This is a genomic window from Paracoccus solventivorans (assembly GCF_900142875.1).
Taxonomy (GTDB): domain Bacteria; phylum Pseudomonadota; class Alphaproteobacteria; order Rhodobacterales; family Rhodobacteraceae; genus Paracoccus; species Paracoccus solventivorans.
Genome location: NZ_FRCK01000009.1, coordinates 88145 through 110404 on the forward strand (window position 1 = coordinate 88145; position 22260 = coordinate 110404).

20 protein-coding genes are annotated in these 22260 nt (G+C 66.8%); 12 read left to right on the forward strand and 8 right to left on the reverse strand.

From position 1 onward, the window contains the following. Positions 1 to 92: 92 nt before the first annotated feature. From BUB57_RS13095 to BUB57_RS13115, 5 genes are all read left to right on the forward strand, one after another. Positions 93 to 1241, forward strand: a complete 1149-nt coding sequence (locus BUB57_RS13095; protein WP_073067747.1) for a 2-hydroxyacyl-CoA dehydratase subunit D — start codon at positions 93 to 95, stop codon at positions 1239 to 1241. A 30-nt stretch (positions 1242 to 1271) separates the two neighbouring features. Continuing rightward, entirely contained in the window at positions 1272 to 2639 is a 1368-nt protein-coding gene (locus tag BUB57_RS13100; protein WP_084732144.1) for a 2-hydroxyacyl-CoA dehydratase subunit D, read from the forward strand. Positions 2640 to 2746: 107 nt separating this feature from the next. After that, complete coding sequence (locus BUB57_RS13105; RefSeq protein ID WP_073067749.1) at positions 2747 to 3544, forward strand: SDR family NAD(P)-dependent oxidoreductase; 798 nt, start codon at positions 2747 to 2749, stop codon at positions 3542 to 3544. Positions 3545 to 3651: 107 nt separating this feature from the next. Further along, positions 3652 to 5307: a class I adenylate-forming enzyme family protein gene (locus BUB57_RS13110; protein WP_073067751.1), complete on the forward strand. Its 1656-nt coding sequence runs from the start codon at positions 3652 to 3654 to the stop codon at positions 5305 to 5307. Position 5308: 1 nt separating this feature from the next. Beyond that, positions 5309 to 6079 carry a 3-ketoacyl-ACP reductase gene (locus tag BUB57_RS13115; RefSeq protein WP_073067753.1) on the forward strand — a complete coding sequence of 257 codons (771 nt, stop codon included), beginning with the start codon at positions 5309 to 5311 and terminating at the stop codon, positions 6077 to 6079. Between the two features lie 235 nt (positions 6080 to 6314). Here the strand turns inward: BUB57_RS13115 and BUB57_RS13120 are convergent, their stop codons facing one another. The 4 genes from BUB57_RS13120 to BUB57_RS13135 form a co-directional block, all read right to left on the reverse strand. Then, positions 6315 to 7496 carry an ABC transporter substrate-binding protein gene (locus BUB57_RS13120; protein ID WP_073067756.1) on the reverse strand — a complete coding sequence of 394 codons (1182 nt, stop codon included), beginning with the start codon at positions 7494 to 7496 and terminating at the stop codon, positions 6315 to 6317. A gap of 45 nt (positions 7497 to 7541) precedes the next feature. Then, a complete protein-coding gene (locus tag BUB57_RS13125; RefSeq protein ID WP_073067758.1) occupies positions 7542 to 8426 on the reverse strand; it encodes a MaoC/PaaZ C-terminal domain-containing protein in 885 nt (294 codons plus the stop codon). A gap of 101 nt (positions 8427 to 8527) precedes the next feature. Beyond that, positions 8528 to 9673: an acyl-CoA dehydrogenase family protein gene (locus BUB57_RS13130; protein WP_073067760.1), complete on the reverse strand. Its 1146-nt coding sequence runs from the start codon at positions 9671 to 9673 to the stop codon at positions 8528 to 8530. Between the two features lie 106 nt (positions 9674 to 9779). After that, positions 9780 to 10928, reverse strand: a complete 1149-nt coding sequence (locus BUB57_RS13135) for an acyl-CoA dehydrogenase family protein (protein ID WP_073067850.1) — start codon at positions 10926 to 10928, stop codon at positions 9780 to 9782. A gap of 196 nt (positions 10929 to 11124) precedes the next feature. Between BUB57_RS13135 and BUB57_RS13140 the strand changes: the two genes are divergently transcribed. Next, complete coding sequence (locus BUB57_RS13140; protein WP_073067762.1) at positions 11125 to 11658, forward strand: MarR family winged helix-turn-helix transcriptional regulator; 534 nt, start codon at positions 11125 to 11127, stop codon at positions 11656 to 11658. Positions 11659 to 11721: 63 nt separating this feature from the next. Further along, positions 11722 to 12483, forward strand: a complete 762-nt coding sequence (locus tag BUB57_RS13145) for an enoyl-CoA hydratase-related protein (RefSeq protein WP_084732146.1) — start codon at positions 11722 to 11724, stop codon at positions 12481 to 12483. Between the two features lie 57 nt (positions 12484 to 12540). Here BUB57_RS13145 and BUB57_RS13150 read toward each other — a convergent pair whose 3' ends face one another. The 4 genes from BUB57_RS13150 to BUB57_RS13165 form a co-directional block, all read right to left on the reverse strand. Then, positions 12541 to 13512 (reverse strand): DUF7064 domain-containing protein, encoded by a 972-nt coding sequence (locus BUB57_RS13150; protein WP_073067767.1) that lies wholly within the window; start codon positions 13510 to 13512, stop codon positions 12541 to 12543. 82 nt (positions 13513 to 13594) lie between these two features. Beyond that, on the reverse strand, positions 13595 to 14707 hold the full coding sequence (locus BUB57_RS13155; protein ID WP_159435576.1) for a DcaP family trimeric outer membrane transporter: 1113 nt from the start codon (positions 14705 to 14707) through the stop codon (positions 13595 to 13597). A gap of 307 nt (positions 14708 to 15014) precedes the next feature. Next, on the reverse strand, positions 15015 to 15911 hold the full coding sequence (locus tag BUB57_RS13160; protein WP_073067771.1) for a MaoC/PaaZ C-terminal domain-containing protein: 897 nt from the start codon (positions 15909 to 15911) through the stop codon (positions 15015 to 15017). Positions 15912 to 15921: 10 nt separating this feature from the next. After that, on the reverse strand, positions 15922 to 16929 hold the full coding sequence (locus tag BUB57_RS13165) for a phosphotransferase family protein (protein ID WP_073067773.1): 1008 nt from the start codon (positions 16927 to 16929) through the stop codon (positions 15922 to 15924). 158 nt (positions 16930 to 17087) lie between these two features. On the opposite strand from BUB57_RS13165, the gene BUB57_RS13170 reads away from it, so the two are divergent. The 5 genes from BUB57_RS13170 to BUB57_RS13190 are packed head-to-tail and all read left to right on the forward strand — an operon-like array spanning position 17088 to position 22251. Further along, entirely contained in the window at positions 17088 to 18530 is a 1443-nt protein-coding gene (locus tag BUB57_RS13170; protein WP_073067775.1) for an OB-fold domain-containing protein, read from the forward strand. A 4-nt stretch (positions 18531 to 18534) separates the two neighbouring features. Next, a complete protein-coding gene (locus BUB57_RS13175) occupies positions 18535 to 19728 on the forward strand; it encodes an acetyl-CoA acetyltransferase (protein WP_073067777.1) in 1194 nt (397 codons plus the stop codon). A 14-nt stretch (positions 19729 to 19742) separates the two neighbouring features. Beyond that, on the forward strand, positions 19743 to 20195 hold the full coding sequence (locus BUB57_RS13180; RefSeq protein WP_073067779.1) for a MaoC family dehydratase: 453 nt from the start codon (positions 19743 to 19745) through the stop codon (positions 20193 to 20195). Next, positions 20192 to 21061, forward strand: coding sequence for an HpcH/HpaI aldolase/citrate lyase family protein (locus tag BUB57_RS13185; RefSeq protein WP_073067781.1), 870 nt, complete (start codon positions 20192 to 20194; stop codon positions 21059 to 21061). The genes BUB57_RS13180 and BUB57_RS13185 overlap by 4 nt, the downstream gene beginning before the upstream one ends. Positions 21062 to 21063: 2 nt before the next feature. Next, positions 21064 to 22251 carry an acyl-CoA dehydrogenase family protein gene (locus BUB57_RS13190; RefSeq protein ID WP_073067783.1) on the forward strand — a complete coding sequence of 396 codons (1188 nt, stop codon included), beginning with the start codon at positions 21064 to 21066 and terminating at the stop codon, positions 22249 to 22251. Positions 22252 to 22260 lie beyond the last annotated feature (9 nt).

Genomic DNA, 22260 nt, shown 5'->3' on the forward strand with positions numbered 1-22260 from the left:
TACCTAATTATTATTGCCTGATAAGGCTGGGGTGAGTTACACTTACCTATGCGAATCGTGGCTGCCCCGAGGCGGCGCGATGAGGAGGAGCGATGGACGAGATCCTGGCAACCATGGCTGCCGTGGCCGCTGACCCCCTGGGTTATGCGCGCCAATGGAAGCAAGAGACGCAGGGCCGCGTGATCGGCCTGTTCCCGATGCATTTCCCCGGAGAGCTGGCCCACGCCGCCGGCGCGCTGCCGGTCATCCTGCAAGAGGATGACGAGCCGGTCACCGTCGGCCAGGCGCAGGTGTTCAACTTCTACTGCGGCTACAACCGCTCGATCATCGACCAGGCGCTGCGGGGCGAGTTCGAGGTGCTGGACGCGATCCTGTTCGGGGATCACTGCGTGCAGCTGCTGGGCACTGCCGATGTGATCCGCGCCAGCCTGCCCAAGCTGCCGATCCTGTTCAACCAGCTGTGCTCGATCCTCGATGCGGAATGGGCCAAGGCCGAGACCACGCGCACCTTTTCGCAGCTGTGGAAAGAGCTGGAGGCGCTGATCGGCCAGCCCATCACGCCGACGCAGGTGCAGGCATCCATCCGCCTGTTCAACCGCAATCGCGCATTGATCCGCCAGCTTTACGACCTGCGCCGGGCTGGGCAGATCGCGCTGACCGGCCGCCAGATGCAGGATGTCGTCAAATCCTCGATGGTGATGGACCGCGCGCAGCATACGGCGCTGCTGGAAAAGCTGGTGCCGGGACTGGAACGGCGCGGGCCGCCCGCGGATGCGGTGCGGGTGTTCCTGTCGGGGCATCTTTGCCACGCGCCCAAGTTGCCGGTGCTGGATCTGGTCGAGGAATGCGGGGGGGTGGTGGTCGACGACGACCTCTATCACGGGTTCCGCTTCGTGTTCTGGGATGTCGCGGAAACCGGCGATCCGGTCGAAGCGCTGGCGGACTGGTATCAGCTGCGCTCGACCAAGGTTCCCTGTCCGACCCGCGCGGTGAAGTCGCTGGACTGGGAAGACTATCTGCTGCGCAACGTCCGCGCATCGGGGGCGCAGGGGCTGATCGTGCTGATGGCCAAGTTCTGCGAGCCGCACATGTATTTCTATCCCGAGATCAAGGACGCCTTCGACCGCAACGGCATCCCGCATCTGCTGGTCGAGACCGAACACGAGGAAATGCCGATGGAGGCGCTGAAGACGCGCGTCGAAACCTTCATCGAGATTGCAAGGCGACGGATGGCCGCATGACGCGGCGCAGATGAACCGGAGGACAGAAGGATGCAGATGGTTGCAGAAACGCAGGAACGTTCCAAGGCCGGCCCGGTCTTCGGCAACGGCGAGCGGGCGAACCGCCTGAAGGCCACGCGCTTCGGTGGCAAGCTGGTCAACGACTATTGGGAAAGCCTTTTCGCCGCGAAAGAGCAGGGCAAGAAGGTGGTCTGGTACAACGGCACCTATATCCCGCCCTTCTTCCACGCCCATGACGTGGCCTGGGTCCATGGCGAGGCCTGGTCGGCGATGCTGTCGGCCAAGCACCGCGAGGTGACGGCGCAGGCGCGCGGCGACCAGAAGGGCTACGACCGCGAGCTTTGCTCCTATGCCCGCACCCATATCGGCCAGCTGCTGATCGAGCTGGACAAGGTGAAATCCGGCACCTCGGACATGGCGCCCGACGATCCGCGCATAGAAACGCTGCTGAAGCTGCCGCCGCCGGACATGATCATCAACGCCTATCCTTATTGCTCGTCGGGGCAGCAATGGGACGACATCACCTATCGGCTGTTCGGCAAGAAGGTCCCGATGATGACGATCTCGATCCCGCTTCTGTGGGGCGGGCGTCCCGATGCCGGCTATCTGCGCGGCGAGGAATGGCACGAACGCTCGCGCTATGTGGCCGACCAGCTGGTCGCGATGACGAAGTTCATGGAGGAGCATACCGGCCGCAAGTTCGACTTCGACCGCCTGTCCGAGGTCATGGGCTACATCAAGAAGGCCGCGCAGCTGCGGCTGGAAGCGATGGACCTGTGCACCGCGCAGCCCTCGCCGGCCTCGTTCTTCGACTGGATCGTGTCGATCGCCCCGGTCAACTTCCTGCCCGGAGACCAGAACATCGTCACCTATTTCGAGGGCGTACTGGCCGAGTGCAAGGAGCGGATCGCCCGCGGCGAGGGCGCCGTGAAGGACGAGAAATACCGGCTGTTCTTCGACGGGATGATGAACTGGAACAAGGTCGGCTGGCTGGCCGACAAGTTCGCCGCCGTGAATGCCTGCGTCGTCGCCGGCCGCTATACGCATATGTCCTTCTGGCAGGAACCCGAGTTGATCGACCTGGAAAACCCGGTGCTGGGGATGGCGCAGAACTATCTGATCTGCCCCAACAACCACGGCGCCCCGATCATGATCGGCGAGATCGAGCGGATCTGCGACAAGTTCAAGATCGACGGGATGGTGATGCACGCCGCGCGCACCTGCCGGGGCATGACCAACTCGCAATTCCTGATCGCCGACAGCGCCAAGCGCCATGGCCGCCAGGCGCTGTTCTTCGAAGGCGACGTGGCCGACGAATCCTTCTACAAGGACGAACTGCTGAACGTTCGGCTGGAAGCGATGGTCGAGGCGCTGGATGCAAAGGCGCGGGCGGCCTGACTGCCTGGCACGAACCCGCCCCCTGCGGATGGGGGCGGGTTTTTTCACCAAAGCAAACTACGCTAGCATATGGTAACCCTATGCGGCGAATCTGGGAGGAGACAGACATGACCGAGGCGATCAGGCGCACACCCATCCCCTTTGAACAGGCGAGCGCGCTGATAACCGGCGGCACCTCGGGGGTCGGGCTGGAAACCGCCTGCCAGCTGGCCGAGGCCGGGGTGCCCCGCATCGCCATCGTCGGACGCAACGCCGAACGCGGCCAGGCGGCGCGGGATGCGGTCCTTTCCCGCCAGCCGGGGGTGCATGTCGAGTTCCTTCAGGGCGACTGCAACGAGGCCGATCAGGCGAATGCTGTCTGCGAGGCGGCGCGGGCGGCCTTCGGCTCGGTCGATATCCTGGTGAACTCGACCGTCGGGCCCTATGGGCCAACGCTGCTGCACAAGATCCCGGTCGAGCAGTTGCAGGACATCGTGCTCAAGCAGATGATGGCGCCGCTGCTGACCAGCCGCATCGTCCTGCCGTGGATGAGCGAAAAGGGCGGCGGCGCCATCGTCAACATCGCCTCGGACGCAGGCAAGCTGACCACGCCGGGCGAATCGGTGATCGGCGCCGCCATGGCCGGGATCATCATGTTCAGCCGCACCATGGCGATCGAGGCCAAGCGCAACGGCATCCGCGTCAACATCGTCACCCCCTCGATCATCGAGGGCACCGCCACCTATCAGCAGGTCATGGCGGCCGAGTTTTCCAGCAAGCTGTTCGGCAAGGCGATCAAGATGGCGCAGCTGGGCGTCGTCACCCCCGCCGACATGGCGGCGCTGATCGTGTTCCTGGCCAGCCCGCAGGCGGCCAAGATCACCGGCCAGGCGATCAGCTGCAATGGCGGGATCTCGGCGGCCTAGGGGCCCCTGCGGCAGGGCGGCCGCCGTCCTGCCGCCAACGACCGCAACGCACACAAGCATTCCAGTGCCGGAGAGGAGCCGGCGGAATGCGAGGGAGGAAGCCAGGAATGTCCCAGAGCCACAAGTTCACCATGTCCTATTTTCCGGCCGAGCCCGGAGAGCCGCTGTGGGACATGACCGTCCCCGAACTGATGCAGTGGAATGCCAAGGACCACCCCGACCGCATCGCGCTGGTGGAAGGGATCGCGGACCCGACCCGGCGCCGGCGCTGGACCTACCGGCAGCTGGTCGACGAAGCGGCCGCGGTGGCGCGCGGGCTGCTTGAACGCTTCACCCCCGGCGACAAGGTGGGCATCATCGCCCCGGAAACGCCGGAATGGGTGATCTTCCAGCACGCCATCTGCATGGCCGGGCTGGTCATCGTCCCCGTGAACCCCGCCTATACCGAACGCGAGCTCGAGTTCATCCTGCGCAACGCCGAGGCCAAGGGCATCGTCTTTGCCGAGACCTCGCGCGGCAAGGCGCTGCGCCCGATGATCGAGACGGTGCAGGCCAGCATCCCGCATCTGGTCCATGCCATCTGCATCACCGATCTGGACCGGCTCAAGGCCGAGGGCCGCCCCGACCGCGAACTGCCGCGGCTGGACCCCGGCGAGATCATGCAGATCCAGTACACCTCGGGCACCACCGGCTTCCCCAAGGGCGCCTGCCTGCATCACCGCGGGGTCATCAACTCGGCCCGGCTGATCGTCGAGCGCGCCGATTTCCCCGTCGGCGGGGTCTGGATCAACTCGATGCCGATGTTCCATATCGGCGGCGGCATCGTGTCCGCCATCGGCACCTTCAGCCGCCACGGCACCTTTGTGCTGATGCAGCAGTTCGACCCCGGGCTGTTTCTTGAGCTGATCGAGGCCGAGGGTGTGAACTGTTCGCTGATCGTGCCCACCATGATCCTGGCGCTGCTGAACCACCCGGACATGAAGACCCGCGACGTCAGCAGCTTCCGCTCGATCCTGTCGGGGGCGGCGGCGGTGCCGGCGGCGCTGGTCCATCGCGCAAAGAAAGAGTTCGGCGTCGATTTCGCCATCATGTTCGGCCAGACCGAAAGCAACGGCCCCTTCATCGAGACGCTGACCACCGATCCGGTCGAGTTGCAGTCCGAGACCATCGGCCGCCCGGTCCCCCATGTCGAGGTCAAGATCGTCGATCTCGAGACGCTGGAGACGGTCCCCGTCGGCACGGTCGGGGAATTGTGGATGCGGGGCTTCGGCACCATGAAGGGATATTACGGCCAGCCCGAGGCGTCGGCGGCGGCGCTGACCCCGGACGGGTGGCTGCGCACCGGCGACCTGTGCACGATGGACGAAAACGGCTATATGCGCATCGCCGGGCGCCTCAAGGAGATGATCATCCGGGGCGGGATGAACCTTTATCCCAAGGAAATCGAAGAGGTGATCTTCGACCATCCCCAGGTTTCGCAGGTGGCGGTGCTGGGCCTGCCGGATGATACCTGGGGCGAGATCGTGGCGGCCGTGGTGCTGCCCTGCGCTGGCGACGACTGCCCCACGGCCGAGGAGCTTTACGCCTATTGCCGCAAGAACCTGTCGCCGCAGAAGACCCCCGAGAAGTGGTTCTTCGTCCAGAGCTACCCCATGACCGCCACCGGCAAGATCCAGAAGAACCTGCTGGCCGACATGATCCGGGCGGGCGAGCTGGCCGAGACCGCCTGGGCGCGCCCGGTCCGCAACTCGGTGGTCGCCTAGCATGGGCACGGCGTCGGTCGCGCTGGTCACCGGCGCCGGCGGCGGCCTGGGCGCGGCGATCGCCCGGGCGCTGGCCGGGCGCGGGCATGATCTGGTGCTGAACGACCTCGAGCCGTCGGAACGGCTCGAGGCGCTGGCGGCAGAGTTGCGCGCCCTGGGCGTGCGCGTCGAGATCATGGCGCAGGACATCGCGCAGGTCGCGCATCTGCCCGGCTATGTCGCCGGGGTGGCGGCGCGGATGGGTGGGCTCGACGTGCTGGTGAACAATGCCGGCGTCTCGGTGCTGTCGCGGGGCGACCTGCTGGAGGTGACCCCGGAAAGCTTCGACCGCTGCATCGCGGTGAACCTGCGGGCGCAGTTCTTCCTGACGCAGGCGGTGGCGCGGCACATGCTGGCGGCGCCGTCCGCGCGCCGCCGGGCGATCGTCACGATCACCACGGTGGCCGTCGATCACGTCGTGGGCAGGGTGCTGGCGGAATATTCGATGTCCAAGGCGGGGCTGGCGCATATGGTCCAGCATTTCGCCGCCCGCCTGGCGCCCCAGAACATCGACTGTTTCGAGATCCGCCCCGGCATGATGCAGACCCCCATGACCTCGACCAGCCGCGAGAAATACGACCGGCTGATCGCCGAGGGCTTCGTCCCGGCCGGGCGCTGGGGGGAGCTTGACGAAATCGGAAAGGTCGTCGCCACCATGGCCTCGGGCGAGTTCGCGTATGCGGTCGGCCAGACCATCCATATCGACGGCGGGATGCGGATGAAGATGTTCTGACGCCGCTGCCTGCCCTCAGAACGGAAGCCTTGGCAGGAACAGGCTGAGGGCAGGTCCCGATCGCCGTTGCGCGGCCTGGCGTGGAACCCCCGGGCTTATCGCTCGATCACGGCCGGGCGCGGTATTTTACCTCGCATATTGCTATGAAGCATACTTGCACGTCACCATGCTTTTCGCAGCGCCCGGCCCAGGTCCCGATGGAAAAGCCCCGCGCGAGGGCGGGGCTTTCGGGTTCTCACATCGTGCATTCCGGCGATGGCGGCGGCATGTAGTCCGCAGCCGGGATGATCGACTTGATCTGATAGTCCACGGTCTTGCCGCTGTCGGGGGCGGCGGCCACCACCTCGGCAAAGATATAGGGCCGGGTCATCTGGTGATCCTCGGCGCGGATCTCCAGCGGGCCGACGGGGCTGTCGATCACCAGCCCTTCCAGCGCCTTGGACACCGCCGCGGACTCTTGGGTGCCGGCCTTGTTCATCGCCTGCGCCAGCGCGATCATCGAGGTATACATGTCGAACGCCACGTCGTCCGGCTCGTGCCCCGCGATTTTTTCAAAGGCGTCCGCGAACTTGCGCGGCCCGTCGCCCTCGACCTGCGGGACATAGGTGACGTTCTGGATCACGCCGAGCGCGGCCTCCCCCATCGCCGGCAGCACGGCGGGAATGGCGAAGTTGTTGCCCAGCACGACCTCGTACTTGTCCAGCAGGCCAAACTGCTGTTGCTGCTTGGCAAAGGTCACGCCGTCCGCGCCATAGACGATCGCCAGCAGCCCCTTGGCCGGCTCCTGGTTCAGCTGCGTGATATAGGTGCCGAAGTCGGGGGTGGGCACCGGGGTGAACAGCTGCTTGCGGACCTCGCCGCCCAGTTCCTGCACGTCCTCGGCGAAGGATTCGGCATTGTCGTGGCCCGAGGTGGTGTCCCCAGCGATGATGTCCCAGGATTCCAGCGGGTTCTGCTGCAGGAACGCCTTGTAGGTCGCCCCCAGCATCTCGCTGGATGCCTTGACTCGGAAATAATTCTGGTTGCAGCGCGTGCCCGCCGCCGAAAGCGGGTCGATGATGATCGTGTCCAGCGCCGTGGCCCGGCCTGCGATCGCCAGCGCCACCGCGGTGGGGATCATGCCGGTGACGGCGGCGACCTTGTCGTTCTTGACCAGGCGCGTGGCGGTCTGCAGGGCGGCCTCGGGCGTGCCCGAATAGGTCATCGAGACCAGCTCGACCGGGCGGCCGTTGATGCCGCCGGCCTCGTTGATCTCGACCACCGCGGTTTCCAGCCCGGCCACCGAATACTGGTAGAACGCGGCCAGCGGCCCGCTGTCGATCATCAGCGCGCCGATCTTGACCGTGTCCTGCGCCCAGGCGGCTCCGGCTGCCGCCGAAAGCGCCGCTGCCGACAGGGCGGCTGCTGCAAGTTTCATTCCATTCTCCTCCTCTGGAATATCAATGGGGCGCCGCGGGGCCTGTCAGGTCGCGCCCGGCGCGCGCAGCTCGGCATAGCCGCCGCGGATCACCGTGGCCTGGCGGTCGGGAACCTCGGCCTGGAACCGCACCTGCGACCCGTCGATCCACAGGCTGACGACCAGCCGGTCGCCGCCGAAGACCGGTGCAGCAAAGCGGGCGCCGATGCGGGCAAGCCGCGCGCCGTCGTAATCCGCCGCCGCCGCCAGCACCGCTTGGCAGCAAAAGCCGAATGTGGACAGGCCGTGCAGGATCGGACGGTCGAACCCGGCGTGGCGGGCCGCAGCGGGGTCGACATGGATCGCGACCAGATCGCCGGACAGCCGATAGATCAGCGGCGCCGCCGGGTCGATGTCCAGAACCACGCGCTGGTCGGGGTCCCGGTCGGGCATGGCGGCCAGCGGCGGCAGCTCGACCCGACCCTGGCCCGGCGCGGGCCCGCCAAAGCCGCCATCGGCGCGGGCGAACTCGATCCGGCGCAGCTCGGCCAGCAGCTCGCCCGCCGCAGTCTCGATCCGGCGATCCATCACCAGCAGCGCGCCGCGTTCCGCCCCCAGGTCGAAAACCTCGCTGAAGCGGGTCCGGCAACGGATCTCGCCCGCGGCCGGCAGCGGGCGGTGCAGGACCAGATGCTCTTCGCCATGCAGCAGGCCGCTGGTGGTCAGCCCCAGCCGGGGATCGTTGCTCCAATCGGTATTCTCGCCCAGGACCGAGGCGAGGGTGGGCGAGACCCGCAGCTCCTTTTCATAGACATAGCGCAGCAGCTCGGGGTCCAGCGGGTCGCGGCCGAAGCCGGTGCCAAGCGCATAGAGGATGCAGTCCCGCGGTCCATAGCTCTGCCGCCCCGGCGGAAATCCATAGTCCAGGATGTCGGGATAGCGGATCGTCATGCGTCATCCATTCCATGCTGGACCAAAAGCGGCCGCTATTTGTTTCTATAGAGTATCGTATTCTAGTTTATCATCATGTCAATTACCCGTTCGCGTCGCGGCTACAGCGCCCGCGAGATCAGCTCGCGCATGATTTCCGAGGTGCCACCATAGATGCGGTGGATGCGGGCGTCGGCATACATGCGGCAGATGTCGTATTCGCGCATGAAGCCGTAGCCGCCGTGCAGTTGCAGGCATTGGTCCACGATGCGGCCCTGCATCTCGGTCAGCCACAGCTTGGCCATCGAGGCCTCGGCGGCGCTCAGCTGGTCGTCGACATGGCGCGCGATGCACTGGTCGGCAAAGGCCCAGCCGATGGTCAGTTCCGTCTTCATGTCGGCCAGCTTGTGGCGGTTGACCTGGAAATCGCCGATCGGCTTGCCGAAGGCCTTGCGCTCGAACGCATAGGCCAGGGTGATGTCATAGGCGCGCTGCGCCGCCGCCAGGGCGGTGACGCCGATGGTCAGCCGTTCCTGCGGCAGTTCCGACATCAGGATGTTCATGCCGCGGCCCTCGCCGCCCAGCAGGTTGTCCACCGGAACCCGCACGTCGTCGAAGAAGATCTCGGAGGTGTCGGCCGAAAGCTGCCCCAGCTTGTCGAGATTGCGGCCGCGGCGGAAGCCCTCGCGGTCGGTCTCGACCACGATCAGGCTCATCGAGCCCGAGCCGCGCTCGGCATTGGTGCGGGTGACTGCGATCACGATGTCGCAATGCTGTCCGTTCGAGATGAAGGTCTTCTGCCCGTTGATCACATAGTGGTCGCCGTCGCGGACCGCGGTGGTGCGCACGCCCTGCAGGTCCGAGCCGGTGCCCGGTTCGGTCATGGCGATGGCGCAGACAACCGAGCCGTCCACCATGCCCGGCAGCCAGCGCGCCTTTTGTTCGGGGGTGCCGTGCTTGATCAGATAGCCCAGGCAGACGTCGGAGTGCACCGAGATGTCGGCGGCGGGTCCGGCAAAGCCGGAATAGGCCATTTCCTCGCAGACCACCATGTTCATGCGGAAATCGGCGCCGATGCCGCCGTATTCCTCGGGGACGGTGGGGCAGAGCAGCCCGGCCTCGCCTGCCTTGGCCCAGAACTCGCGCGCGACGATGCCGGTCTCTTCCCAACGGGCGAAGTTCGGGGCAACCTCGGCCGCAACAAAGCGGCGCACGGTGTCGCGCAGCTGCTGGTGTTCATCGTCGTAGATGGCGCGATTGGGCAGCATGGACTTTTTCCCCCTCCAACTTATTAGTAATCTAGCATACCATATGGGCGCCTACGGTAAAGGGGGATTCGGCCGGCGGAAGCCGCCGGAACGGGGGGTGAGAAGCTCAGTACTGGACCGCGGCGCGGCCGATGCGGCTGCGCGCGATGATCTGCTTCATCACCCCGGCGGTGCCGTCGCCGATCTGCAGGCCCAGCACGTCGCGCATCCGCTGCTGATGCGCGCTGTCGGTGACATAGCCGTAATGCCCCTCGGTCAGCAGCGCCTGGTGGATGGCGTCAAAGGCGACCTTGGGGCCGAACCATTTGCACATCGCGGCCTCGGCGGTGTGGTCCCTGCCGGCCTCGCGCAGTTGCAGCGTGTGCCAGGCCAGTTGCCGCGCCGCCGCGACCAGCGTGTCGTGGTCGGCCAGCGGCCCGGACACGTTCTGGAACTGCCCGATGGGCCGCCCGAAAGCCTCGCGCGTGCGGGCATAGTCCCAGGCCTCGTCCAGCGAGGCCTGCGCGGCGCCGCAGCATTCCAGCGCGATCAGGGCGCGGGAATAGTCGAACCCCTGCATGACCTGGGAAAACCCGCCGCCCTCGTCGCCCAGCATGTAGTCGGCCGGCACCACCACATCCTCGAAGAACACCGAGCCGCGGGCGATCTGCCGGCAGCCCACGTCGTCAAAGCTGGTGGTGGCGATCCCCGCCACGCCTTCGGGGATGAAGAAGGCCGAGATTCCGCGTGCGCCGCTGTCGGGTGGGCCGGTGCGGGCGAAGACCAAATGAATATCCGCCTCGGTCGCGAAGGTGATCGAGGTCTTTTCCCCGGTCAGCACATAGTCCGAGCCGCGCTTGCGCGCCCGCAGCTGGATGTTGGCCGCGTCCGAGCCGCCCCGCGGCTCGGTCAGGCAGATCGACATGATCTTTTCGCCGCGGACCATCTGCGGCACCCATTCCTCGACGATGGCGCGCGGCGCGTGGCGCAGCAGGATCGCCGCGTTCAGAGACACGTTCACCGGCACCTGGCTGATCGAGAAATCGCCGTAACCCATCGCCTCGGCGATCAGCCCGACCATGATCGAATCGGTGCCCAGCCCACCCAGATCCTCGGGCAGGTCGGCGCCCAGAAAGCCCAGCCGGCCCAGCTCGCGGATCAGGTCGCGATCCAGCCCGCCCTGTTTTTCACGGGCGAGATAGCCGGGTTGCAGCGTCTCGCGCGCAAAGCGCACGGCCATGTCGCGGACAGCCTGTTGTTCTTCGGTGAAAAGCATGTTGCGCACCCTCCCCGGTACCGCCGCGCCGCTTGAAGTGCTACGATACATTGCGCAAGCGAACCATATTGCCGGCTTGTAGTGCGTTGGTGCTGGTAGCACAACATAAGCTTGGATATCATGTGATCTTGAACCTGATCGAGACTCCGGCTTTCGCAGACAGGCAACAGCATATTTCCATGACAAGGGCTTCGCCATGAACGACAACACCACCGGCATCATCGACAAGTCCGGCCGCGCCAGCAGCGATCTGCGGATCGGCTATTTCGTGCATGACGTTTCACGCCTGCGGCGCACCCTGTTCGACCAGAAGATGAAGCCGCTGGGGGTGACCCGTTCGCAATGGTGGGTGCTGGCGCAGCTGGGCCGGTCGGAAAAGACCCTGGGCGAACAGGGCATGTTGCAGACCGAGCTGGCGAATGTGCTGGACGTGGGCAAGGTCACCGTCGGCGGGCTGATCGACCGGCTCGAGGCCGGGGGCTTCGTGCGCCGGATGCCCTGCCCGAACGACCGCCGCGCGAAACGGGTGGTGGTGACCGAGGCGGGCCGGGCCACGCTGCGGCAGATGCAAAGCGTCAGCCAGGAACTCAACGCACTGATCCTGAAGGATATTCCCAAGGAGGCCATCCGCACGGCCGAAGAGGTGCTGGCGAAGATGAAAACCAACATCATGCAAGAGCTGCATGGGAACAACGTCGGCGAGGACGATCTGGCCGGCGAGGATCTTTGATTCCAAGGCTTGCCCATTTGCAATGCAAGCGTATTGTCAGCTTGCATGAATATAGGGGGCCTCATGTCCGGCTCTGAGCTTTTGACGGAGATTTCCGACGAGGGTTGGGCGGTTCTGCGCCTGAACCGGCCGGAGCGGCTCAACACCCTGTCGGTTTCGCTGCGCAAGGCGCTTGTCGCCGCGGTGGCGCTGCTCGAGGCGGATCCGGCGGTGCGGGTGCTGATCCTGACCGGGACCGGGCGGGCGTTTTCCGCGGGGCTCGAGGTCTCGGAATGGGACAGCGCCGGGGCCGCCGCCGCGGGCGCATGGCTGCATGATCCGGTGGCGGCGCTGCGGGGGTTTTCCGGGCCGGTGATCGGGGCGATCAACGGGCTGTGCGTGACCGGCGGGCTGGAACTGGCGCTGGCCTGCGACCTGCTGGTCGCGGCACAGGGCGCACGCTTTGCCGATACCCACAGCCGGGTGGGGCTGTTGCCGGGCTGGGGCGGCTCGGTCCGGCTTGCCGAGCGGATCGGCATGGCCCGCGCCACGGAAATGGCGGTGACGGCGCGGTTCCTGTCCGATCAGGAGGCGCTGGACTGGGGGCTGATCAACCATCTGGTGCCGCCCGAGGCGCTGCTGCCGACCGCGCTCGACCTTGCCCGGCAAAGCCTCGCGGCCCCTGCGGGCGGGGTCGAAGCCTACAAGGCGCTGCTGCGGAACGGCGCGGGGCTGCCCATCGACCAGGCGCTGGCGCTGGAGCGTGAGACCGCGATCGCCCTCAATTCCCAGGTAACTGCGGTGGAAATCCAGGCAAGGATCGCCGCCCTGCGCGGCCGGGGCTGACCCCGGCGCCAGCTTTCCGCACACGGCGGCCGTCCCGCGCGGAGAGCCTGCCGGCGCTCAGCCCGCGGACGCCTGCTTGCGCTGGCGCAGATAGTCCAGATACGGCGTCGGCCAGTGGGTCTCGAACTGCCCCGATCCGGGGATGCCGTCCAGCGTCGCGGCGCAGCCCGCCTCGGTGATCGTGATCGGGTTGCGCTTCGAGCTGGGGAAGCGAATCGCCGAAAACGTCTCCAGCCGCAGCTCCAGCGGCTGCGCGGCCCCATAGTCGATGCTCATGGTCGCGGATTGCTGCATCATCTCGGCGTCGTATTCGGTGCGGTCCCGGATCGCGGTGATCGGGCTGACCTTGCCGTCGCGGGCCACGTAGCCGGCCACGCCGCGCTCGCCCCCCGCGATCCAGATCCAGCCGTTCATGGTGATGGCGCCGTCAGGGGTATAGGCCGCCAGCCATTTCCAGTGCTGCGGCATCGCCCATTCCCGCAGACCCCAGGAATGGTCCCGGTGCCCGATCCGCCCGTCCAGCGACACGCGGCGCCCGTCGATCTCCAGCCAGCCCTGCAGGACCCCGCTTTGCTCGATGCGGTTCGTGGCCATCCAGCCGGGCAGCCCGTCGGCATTGGCGTGATAGCTGAAGGCGTCGTGCAGCGCGGCAAAGCTGAAGCTCAGCTTCAGCCGCGCGCCGTCGTAGGAGAGGGTCGAGCGCTGGGCCGCGATATCCTGCCGCACCACCAGCCCCGCCAGGTCGATGGCCGAGAAGTCGCAGTCGTCGGGGATGCTGCCCGAATGGAAATCCACCACCGCCGGCGCGATGCCCTCGCCCCACAGGCAGATGTTGCAGCCGGCATTGCCGTCCTCGGTCGCGAAGAAATAGATCTGCAGGCAGAGCTTTTCCTCGGCCAGGCTCACCTGCCAGAACAGCGAATCGCGCATCTGCCCCCCCGGCGCAGGGCGGTGGCGCAGATCGTCCTCGGCACGCGCCAACATGGCCAGTGCGGGGTCCAGCTTGTGCAGGTAACGGGCCTCGGACATCCTATTCATCCTTGTATCGGGATCAGGGAAGCGGATTGCAGTCTGGGACGAGCCGGCTCCGGCTCGTCCCCGTGGGTGGGGGTCAGAAGTCGAAAGTCGCGCCCAGATGCAAGCGGGTGTTGTCCACTTCCGCGCCGTCGAATTGCGTCCGGTTCGCCCAGATGACCTCGCCGCCGACGGCAAAGTTTTCCGTCAGGTTGTATTTGCCGCCGATGTTCACCGTTTCCAGCTTGTCGGTATCGGTGGCGCGTGCGCCGGCGAAGGAATCGTAGCTCTGCCGGCCATAGGCCGCGAGCACCGACAGATCCGGCCGGATCTTGTGGCTGACCGCAAGGCTGAGGCCGTCCATTTCGATCGCGTCGCCATTGGTGTCGACGTCGAAGAAGGTCGGAGCGCCGGCACCGGCCTGCTGACCGGCATAGCCGCTGAAGCCCAGGATCGACGAGATCCCTTCACCGCGGGTATAGCTGGCCTGAATCAGCCCGCCTTCCCACGGCTTGTACGTCGCGCCGACATTCGCACCCCAGCCGGTGACGGTGCCGCCGGCGTAGTCGAGCTTGCGGTTGATATAGGCAACGCGGACGCTGCCCTGATCGAAGCTGTGGCTGGCCGCGACGGCAAAGGCCGGGCGGTCGCCCCAGCTGACATAGTCTTCCTCGATCGAGGCGGTGATGTTGCTGCCGTTGCCGAAATCATGCGAATAGCGGACCAGCGGCACGCGGAAGCTGGCCGGACCGGCGGGGCCGTTGAAGTCCCAGACCGCCGGGGCTTCACCCAGCACCGAAAACGTCGACCAGGTCTGACCGATGGTCCAGCCGCCAATCTGCCCATAGGCGTGCCGCAGTCGGAACGTGCCGCCGCCGCCGCCGAAGAAGTCGCCCTCGACGTTGAAGCGCAGCTTGCCGTATTCGGTGTCCTGTTCACCGCGGAAGCCGAAGCGGGACTGGAAGGCGTGGATCTTTTGATCGCTCTCCTCGGCAGTGCCGTCGAGGATCTGCGCGATACCCCCGATCGTGTTGCCCAGACCGTAATTGTTATCCATCACCGCATCGACCTTGACCGTGCCGTAGAACGACAGGGCCATGCCATAGCGGTTGGTCACCTGGACCGGTTCCTGCTCTTTCGCTTCCAGCGCGGCGATGCGCGCCTCGAGCTGCGTCAGCGTTTCGGCCTGGGCGCTGCCCGCCACGGCCAAGGATGCAGCAGCCATGCCCACCGCGACCGCGGCGGGGGATCGGTAGTTTCCGAACATGTAGTCTCCTCCCAATCTGTGGTGTGCCGAAGCTCGGCGCACGAAGGGGACGTTACATGCAAAGATTATAGTAACCAAGCGACTTATATATGTTGAGCATGGTATGCTTGCATAAAAATCACTATCGAACTTAGGCGAGCGGTGTCCGGCGCGAAATCAGGCGCGCCCGGTCTTGGTAGCGGGCGCGCCGGTGTCGTCCGGGGGGATGGTTTTCGCAGCCCGAACGGCGCTGGTTGGCGTCCCGACCGGATCAGCCCGGGGACGCCGCCATCTCATCGGGGGCGGGGGCGGTTGCCGGCGCCAGCTCGGCGCGGCCGCGATCCAGCACGATCACGTCGCGCTCGACCACCCGCGAGCGGAAGCGGATCTCGCCGGCGCCAAGATCGAAGACCTCGGTCTGGATCGTCTCGCCGGGGTAGACCCGATGCGAAAACCGCAGCGACAGATGCCGCAGCCGCTCGGGCGCGCCGGGGCACAGCACCGAGATCAGCGCCCGACAGGCGATGCCCATGGTGCACAACCCGTGCAGGATCGGCCGGTCGAACCCGGCCTGCCGCGCCACCTCTGGGCTGGCGTGCAGCGGGTTCATGTCCCCGCTCAGCCGATACAGCAGCGCCTGTTGCGGCAGGGTGGGCTGGCGCAGCACATGATCGGCGCGCCGTTGCGGCAGTGGCGGCAGTTCCGGCTCGGCGGTGCCGAACATGCCGCAGCCGCCGTCGCCGCGCAGCAGATAGGTCGAGCTGACCTGCGCGACCGGCCGGCCCGCCGCATCGCTCAGATCCTTGCGCTGATAAAGCCACGCCCCTTTGGCCGCGCCGCGGTCGACGACGCCGGTCACGCGATAGGTCGCGCTCAGCTCGCCCTCGGGGGGCAGGGGGCGCAGAATGTCGAAGCGCTGCTCGGCGTGCAGCAGCTTGCGCCAGTTCAGCTTCAGTTCCGGCCGCTGCACCCAAAACCCCGGATGGGCCAGGATATTGACCATCGAAGGGACGGCGTGCAGGTCCTGTTCATAGGTGAAGCGCAGCTCGTCGGGGTTCAGCGGGTCGCTGCCGTAGCCCAGACCCAGCGCGTAAAGGATGGTATCCTTTTTCGAATAGCTCTGCCGGATCTCGTCGAACCGGAAATGACGCAATGCTTCGATGTCCATTCGTCTCTCGTCACTTGTCCCGACGTGCCAGGTGATCGGCGCTGGCCCCCAGGAAGGCGCGGCAATGGGCGTCGTCGTCGTAATAGCGATCCTCGCCGCGCTGCCGCGACAGGACATAGAACACCGCCGTCTTCCAGGCGGCGAAGGCGGCGAACCAGTGCAGATCCGCCAGCGCCCGCCCGGTGCGCCCGGCATAGCGGGCCATCAGCTCTGAAATCGGCGGAAAGTCCGCCTGGTAAAGCGCCCGTCCCAGATCCTGCAACGGGGTGCGGGTGATCCCGGGGGCGGGATAGGCGATCATGAAATAGCCCAGGTCCAGCCGCGGGTCCCCCGTGGTGCTCAGCTCCCAGTCCAGCACGGTCACCAGCCGGGGCGGCAGGTCCGGGGCCCACATCAGGTTGCCCAGCCGGAAATCGCTGTGGACCACGCATTGCCGGGCGGCGTCGGGCACGCGGTCGTCCAATTGCTGCGCCATGGCGCGCAGCGCCGCGCCCTCGTGCCCGTCAAGCTGGGCGATCAGGCCGCGCATCATGGCGAAATGGGTGCGGTTGGCCTCGGGGTCGTCCAGCGGGCGCGAGGTGATCCGCGCGGCGTCGATGCCGTGCAGATCGGCCAGCGCGTCGATCATCGCATGGGCCATGCCGCGGGGGTCCCGGCGCAGCGGTTCCGGCAGGTCGCCGGACACCACGATGCCGGGGACATGCTCCATCACGTAAAGCGGCACCGCCAGCGCCTCGCCCGCTTCGGCCATCGCCAGCACACGCGGCGCCAGCGCCCCCGCCGTGTTAAGCTTGGCGATATGGCGCGCCTCGCGCAGCACGTCCGGCGCATTGGCGCGGATGACTGGCTGGTGGCGCAGGATCAGCCGCGAATCGCCCAGCTCGACCAGGGTGGTGATGTTGGAATGGCCTTCGCCGATGATCTTCAGCACCGGCCGTCCGTCTGGCGGCACCAGCTGGCGGGCCTTGAGCCAGGCGACCAGTCGGTCGCTGTCGGCTTCGGTCCAACTCCACTCCATTTCATTGTCCTGTCTGCAAGTTTTCATGTGCGGCAGCGGTGCCGGTCGAGCCTTTGACTGCAAGCATATTATAATGCAAAGGATATAGTTCAAGCATAATGTTTAGCTTGCGTATAGTATGCAGTAGTGCATACTCCCCTTGCATCGGAGGAGAGGGCATGGCCAACAGATCTATCCAAAGCACCGGCGCTTACCTGCCACTGCTGCGATTCGAGCGGAAGGCCGCGCGGGCGGAACTCTCCTGGGCGGGGTTGGGCGGCAACGGCAAGGGGCGGCGCACGGTCGCCGGCTGGGACGAGGATGCGCTGACCCAGGCGGTCGAGGCCGCGCGCGAGGCGCTTGCGCCCGCGCAGGGGCCGGTGGCGCGGGTGGTGTTCGCCTCGACCTCGGCCGCCTTTTCCGACCGCTCGCAGTCGGTGCTGCTGTCCGAGGCGCTGAATCTGCCGCGCGATGCGGAAACCGTCGATCTGGCCAACTGCCGCCGGTCCGCCGTGTCGGCCCTGCTGCGCGCCCTGCGCGGCCCCGAGGGGGTCGAGCTGATCGCTGCCGGCGAAAAGCGTGCCACCCAACCCGGCAGCGCCGCGAACCTGAGCTGGGGCGACGGCGCGGGGGCGGTCGTCGTCGGCGACGGGCCGGGCATTGCGCGGCTGCGGGGCGCGGGGCGGGTCAATCTCGACCTGCTCGACAGCTATACCTCGGTCGCGCGCGGGCTTCCCTATGCCGCCGAAGAGCGGTTCACCCGCGACGTGATGCTGTCCGAGGCGCTGATCCCAGCCGCCAAGGCCGCGCTGGCCGAGGCCGGGCTGCGGGCCGAGGATGTCGCGCTGGCCGTGGTGCCCGAACCGGTGTCGGGGCTTTATGCCGCCGCCGCCCGCAAGCTGGGCCTGTCGGCGCCAAATGTCATTGACCGGCTGGCCCCCGAAGCCGGCGAGCTGGGCACCGCCGCGCCGCTGTTCGGGCTGGCGCTGGCGCTGGAGCAGGCCGAGCCGGGCCAGATCGTGCTGCTGGTGGGCTGCGGCAATGGCTGCGACGTGCTGCTGCTGGAGGTGACCACCAAGACCCACAATCGCCCGGCGCACCAAGCGCTGGACGAGGGTGTGCCCTTGACCAGCTATTCCCGCCTGCTGTCCCTGACCGGCGGCATCGACCTCGACTGGGGCCCGCGGGCCGAGGTGAACCAGAAGGTTTCCGCCAGCGTGCTGGCCCGCCACGGGCGCGAGATGCACGGCTTTGTCGGCGGCCGCGACCAGGGCGGCAACGTGCAGTTCCCCAAGACCCCGATGCCGGTCAACCCCGGGCTGGACGAAGCCGGCGCCTATCAGGACGTCATCCTGCGCGACGAGCCGGCCCGCGTGGTCTCGATCACCGCCGACCGGCTGAACTTCACCCCCGACCCGCCGTTCCACTTCGGCCTGGTGCAGTTCGAGAACGGCGCCCGCGTGGTGATGGAGCATTGCGACGTCGAGGGCGGGGCGCAGCAGGTCGGCGCCCCCTTGCGGATGCGGTTCCGCATCAAGGCCATCGACCGGCAGCGCCAGTTCCGCAGCTATTTCTGGAAGGCTGCGCCGCTGGCGCGTCCGCAGCTTGCAGCAAAGGAGTAAACCCATGGCGCAAGGCATCCGCGACAAGGCCGTCATCCTCGGCATGGGCTGCACCCGCTTTGGCGAGCGCTGGGACATGAGTTCCGACATGCTGATGGCCGAAGCCTTCGACGAGGCGCTGGCCGACGCCGGCATCAGCCGCGACCAGATCGGCGCGGCCTGGCTGGGCTCGGCGCTGGACGACGTGAACGTCGGCAACTCGGCCATTCCGCTGGCGACGGCGCTGCGGCTGCCGCCGATGCCGGTCACGCGGGTCGAGAACATGTGCGCGACCGGGACCGAGGCGCTGCGGGCCGCGACCTATGCGGTCGCCTCGGGGGCGGTTGATATTGCGCTGGCGCTGGGCGTCGAGAAGCTGAAGGATACCGGCTTCGGCGGCCTGCCGATCCGCACCAAGGGATCGGTCAACGACCTGTGGATGCCCTATGGCTCGGCCCCCGGCACCTTCGCACAGCTGGCCGGGGCCTATGCGGCGCGCCACGGCATCGACGCGGGCGACCTGAAGCGGGCGATGGCGCATGTATCGTGGAAATCGCACCAGAACGGGGTCCATGCCGACAAGGCGCATCTGCGCAAGGCGGTTACCATGGAAACGATCCTGAACGCGCCGATGGTCGCCGATCCGCTGGGGCTTTACGACTGCTGCGGCGTCTCGGACGGCGCGGCGGCCGCGATCATCTGCACCCCCGAAATCGCCCGCAGCCTGTCGAAAGACGCGCTGGTCTCGGTCAAGTCGGTGCAGGTCTGCGCCTCGAACGGGTGGGAGATGCAGTATGGCGAATGGGACGGCTCTTACGTCCGCAACACCCGCATCGCCGCCGGCCGCGCCTATGACGAGGCGGGCATCACCCCCGCCGATCTGGGCCTGACCGAAGTCCATGACTGTTTCTCGATCACCGAGCTGGTGACGATGGAGGATCTGGGCCTGTCGCAGGACGGCCGGGCGGTGTTCGACGTGCTGGACGGAGCCTTCGACGCGGGCGGGCGGCTGCCCAGCCAGATCGACGGCGGGCTCAAGTGCTTCGGCCATCCGGTCGGCGCCTCGGGGCTGCGCATGGCCTACGAGGTCTACACCCAGCTCAAGGGCCGCGCCGGGGCGCGCCAGCTTGCGAATATCGACTTCGGCCTGACGCATAACCTGGGCGGGCAGCCGTCGAACTCGGTCGCGGCAGTGTCGGTGCTGGGGCGGCTGGAATAACAGGGGGAAAGCGCATGGCAGGGAAGTATTACGAAGAGCTCGAGGTCGGCGATGTCATCCGCCATGACGTGCGCCGCACGGTCACCGACTGGGACAACATGCAGTTCTCGACGATGACGATGAACCCGGCGGCGATCCATATCGACCACGACTATTGCCAGACGACCGAGTTCGGAAAGCCGCTGGTCAACAGCGTCTTCACGCTAGGGCTGGTGGTGGGCCTGTCGGTCGGCGACACCACGCTGGGCACCACCATCGGCAACCTGGGCTGGGAAGAGGTCAAGTTCCCCCGGCCGGTCTTCGCCGGCGACACCATCCGCGCCGAGACCGAGGTGATCGCGCGACGCGAATCCAAATCGCGCCCGACGCAGGGCATCGTCACCTTTCTGCATCGCGGCCTGAACCAGCGCGACGAGGTGGTCTGCGAATGCAGGCGCTTGGCCCTGATGATGAAGCGCCCGTCATGAGGCTGACATCGCTGCTGTTCGTCCCCGCCGACAGCGAAAAGAAATACCGCAAGGCGCGCGGGACCGCGGCCGACGGGCTGATCCTCGACCTCGAGGACAGCGTGGCCCCGCCCAACAAGGATGCCGCCCGCGCCATGGTGGCCGGCTGGCTGGACGAGGGTCTGGACGGCCCGGCGCTGTGGGTCCGCATCAACGCGCTGGACACCGGCCTCACGCTGGCCGATCTGGCGGCGGTGGTGCGGCCGGGGCTGGCCGGGATCATCCTGCCCAAGGCCAGTGGCGGGCAGGATGTCGCGCAGCTGGGCCATTATCTGGACGCGCTGGAAGCCCGCGCCGGTCTGCCGGCGGGCGGCATCCGCATCATCGTGGTGGCGACCGAGACCGCGCAGGCGATGTTCAACCTTGGCTCCTATGCGCCGGCGCATCCGCGGCTGGCGGCGCTGACCTGGGGGGCCGAGGATCTGTCGGCGGTGGTCGGCGCCACCTCGAACAAGGGCGCGGATGGCGACTGGTCGCAGCCCTATCAGCTGGCGCGCAGCCTGTGCCTGATGGCGGCCGCCGCGGCCGAGGTGCCGGCGCTGGATACGCTTTACGCCGACTTCCGCAACGAATCCGGGCTGGTCGCCGCCTGCGGCGTGTCGCGGCGCGACGGTTTTGCCGGCCGGCTGGCGATCCACCCGGCCCAGGTCGAGCCGATCAACCGCGCCTTTGCCCCCTCGGACGAGGATCTGGCGCTGGCCGCCCGCATCGTTGCCGCCTTCGAGGCCGATCCCGGGCTCGGCACCATCGGCATCGACGGCAAGATGTACGACATCCCGCATCTGAAACAGGCGCGGCGGACCCTCGCCAGTGTGCAGAAAGGATAACCATGTCCCAGAGTAGCGATAAATCCGCTGAGGAACTGGCCGAGACCCGCGCCGCGATCCGCGAGGGCGTGCGCGCCGTCGCCTCGCGCTTCGACGCCGATTACTGGCTGGAGCGTGATGAAGACGGGGTGTTTCCCCGCGAATACCACCGCGCCATGGCTGACGCCGGCTGGCTGGGCATCACCATGCCCGAGGAATACGGCGGCGCCGGGCTGGGCGTGACCGAGGCCGCCATCATGATGCACGAGGTCGCCAGTCACGGCGGCGGCATGGCCGCGACATCCTCGGTGCATATCAACCTGTTCGGGCCGCATCCGATCGTGGTCCACGGCACCCATGAGCAGAAATCCGAATGGATCCCGCGGCTGATCGCGGGCTCGGATCAGGTCGCTTTCGGCTTTACCGAACCCGACGCAGGCCTGAACACCACCCGCATCAAGACTTTCGCCGAAAAGGTGCCGGGCGGTTACCGGGTGAACGGGCAGAAGGTCTGGACCTCGACCGGGCAGGTCGCCAACAAGATCATGCTGCTGACCCGCACCACCAGGTTCGAGGATTGCAAGCGCCCGACCGACGGCATCACCATCTTCTACACCGATCTCGACCGCAGCAGGATCGACGTGCAGCGCATCCCCAAGATGGGCCGCAAGGCGGTGGATTCGAACGCCATCTTCATCGACGACCTGTTCATTCCCGACGAACACCGCATCGGCGACGAGGGCAGGGGGTTCAGCTACATCCTCGACAGCCTCAACCCCGAGCGGGTGCTGATCGCGGTCGAGGCCATCGGCATCGGCCAGGACGCGCTGCGCCGGGCCACCCAATACGCCAAGGAACGCGTGGTCTTCGACCGCCCCATCGGCCAGAATCAGGCCATCCAGCACCCGCTGGCCGAACGCTGGATGTATCTGGAATCCGCCTGGCTGATGGCGATGAAGGCGGCCGAGCTTTACGACGCCGGCAAACCCTGCGGGGCCGAGGCGAACGCCGCCAAGTTCCTGGGCGCGCGCGCCGGATATGAGGCCTGCGAACGCGCCATCTTCACCATGGGCGGCTTTGGCTATGCCAAGGAATACCATGTCGAGCGGCTGTTCCGCGAGGTGGCGGTGACCCGCATCGCCCCGATCACCGAACAGCTGATCTCCAGCTTCATCGCCGAGAAGGTTCTCGGCCTGCCGAAATCCTACTGAGAGGGCCAT

Excerpts from the sequence above, each read along its gene's own strand:
- BUB57_RS13095 (WP_073067747.1), top strand. The coding sequence starts at position 93 with ATGGACGAGATCCTGGCAACCATGGCTGCCGTGGCCGCTGACCCCCTG.
- BUB57_RS13100 (WP_084732144.1), top strand. The coding sequence starts at position 1,272 with ATGCAGATGGTTGCAGAAACGCAGGAACGTTCCAAGGCCGGCCCGGTC.
- BUB57_RS13105 (WP_073067749.1), top strand. The coding sequence starts at position 2,747 with ATGACCGAGGCGATCAGGCGCACACCCATCCCCTTTGAACAGGCGAGC.
- BUB57_RS13110 (WP_073067751.1), top strand. The coding sequence starts at position 3,652 with ATGTCCCAGAGCCACAAGTTCACCATGTCCTATTTTCCGGCCGAGCCC.
- BUB57_RS13115 (WP_073067753.1), top strand. The coding sequence starts at position 5,309 with ATGGGCACGGCGTCGGTCGCGCTGGTCACCGGCGCCGGCGGCGGCCTG.
- BUB57_RS13120 (WP_073067756.1), bottom strand. The coding sequence starts at position 7,496 with ATGAAACTTGCAGCAGCCGCCCTGTCGGCAGCGGCGCTTTCGGCGGCA.
- BUB57_RS13125 (WP_073067758.1), bottom strand. The coding sequence starts at position 8,426 with ATGACGATCCGCTATCCCGACATCCTGGACTATGGATTTCCGCCGGGG.
- BUB57_RS13130 (WP_073067760.1), bottom strand. The coding sequence starts at position 9,673 with ATGCTGCCCAATCGCGCCATCTACGACGATGAACACCAGCAGCTGCGC.
- BUB57_RS13135 (WP_073067850.1), bottom strand. The coding sequence starts at position 10,928 with ATGCTTTTCACCGAAGAACAACAGGCTGTCCGCGACATGGCCGTGCGC.
- BUB57_RS13140 (WP_073067762.1), top strand. The coding sequence starts at position 11,125 with ATGAACGACAACACCACCGGCATCATCGACAAGTCCGGCCGCGCCAGC.
- BUB57_RS13145 (WP_084732146.1), top strand. The coding sequence starts at position 11,722 with ATGTCCGGCTCTGAGCTTTTGACGGAGATTTCCGACGAGGGTTGGGCG.
- BUB57_RS13150 (WP_073067767.1), bottom strand. The coding sequence starts at position 13,512 with ATGTCCGAGGCCCGTTACCTGCACAAGCTGGACCCCGCACTGGCCATG.
- BUB57_RS13160 (WP_073067771.1), bottom strand. The coding sequence starts at position 15,911 with ATGGACATCGAAGCATTGCGTCATTTCCGGTTCGACGAGATCCGGCAG.
- BUB57_RS13165 (WP_073067773.1), bottom strand. The coding sequence starts at position 16,929 with ATGGAGTGGAGTTGGACCGAAGCCGACAGCGACCGACTGGTCGCCTGG.
- BUB57_RS13170 (WP_073067775.1), top strand. The coding sequence starts at position 17,088 with ATGGCCAACAGATCTATCCAAAGCACCGGCGCTTACCTGCCACTGCTG.
- BUB57_RS13175 (WP_073067777.1), top strand. The coding sequence starts at position 18,535 with ATGGCGCAAGGCATCCGCGACAAGGCCGTCATCCTCGGCATGGGCTGC.
- BUB57_RS13180 (WP_073067779.1), top strand. The coding sequence starts at position 19,743 with ATGGCAGGGAAGTATTACGAAGAGCTCGAGGTCGGCGATGTCATCCGC.
- BUB57_RS13185 (WP_073067781.1), top strand. The coding sequence starts at position 20,192 with ATGAGGCTGACATCGCTGCTGTTCGTCCCCGCCGACAGCGAAAAGAAA.
- BUB57_RS13190 (WP_073067783.1), top strand. The coding sequence starts at position 21,064 with ATGTCCCAGAGTAGCGATAAATCCGCTGAGGAACTGGCCGAGACCCGC.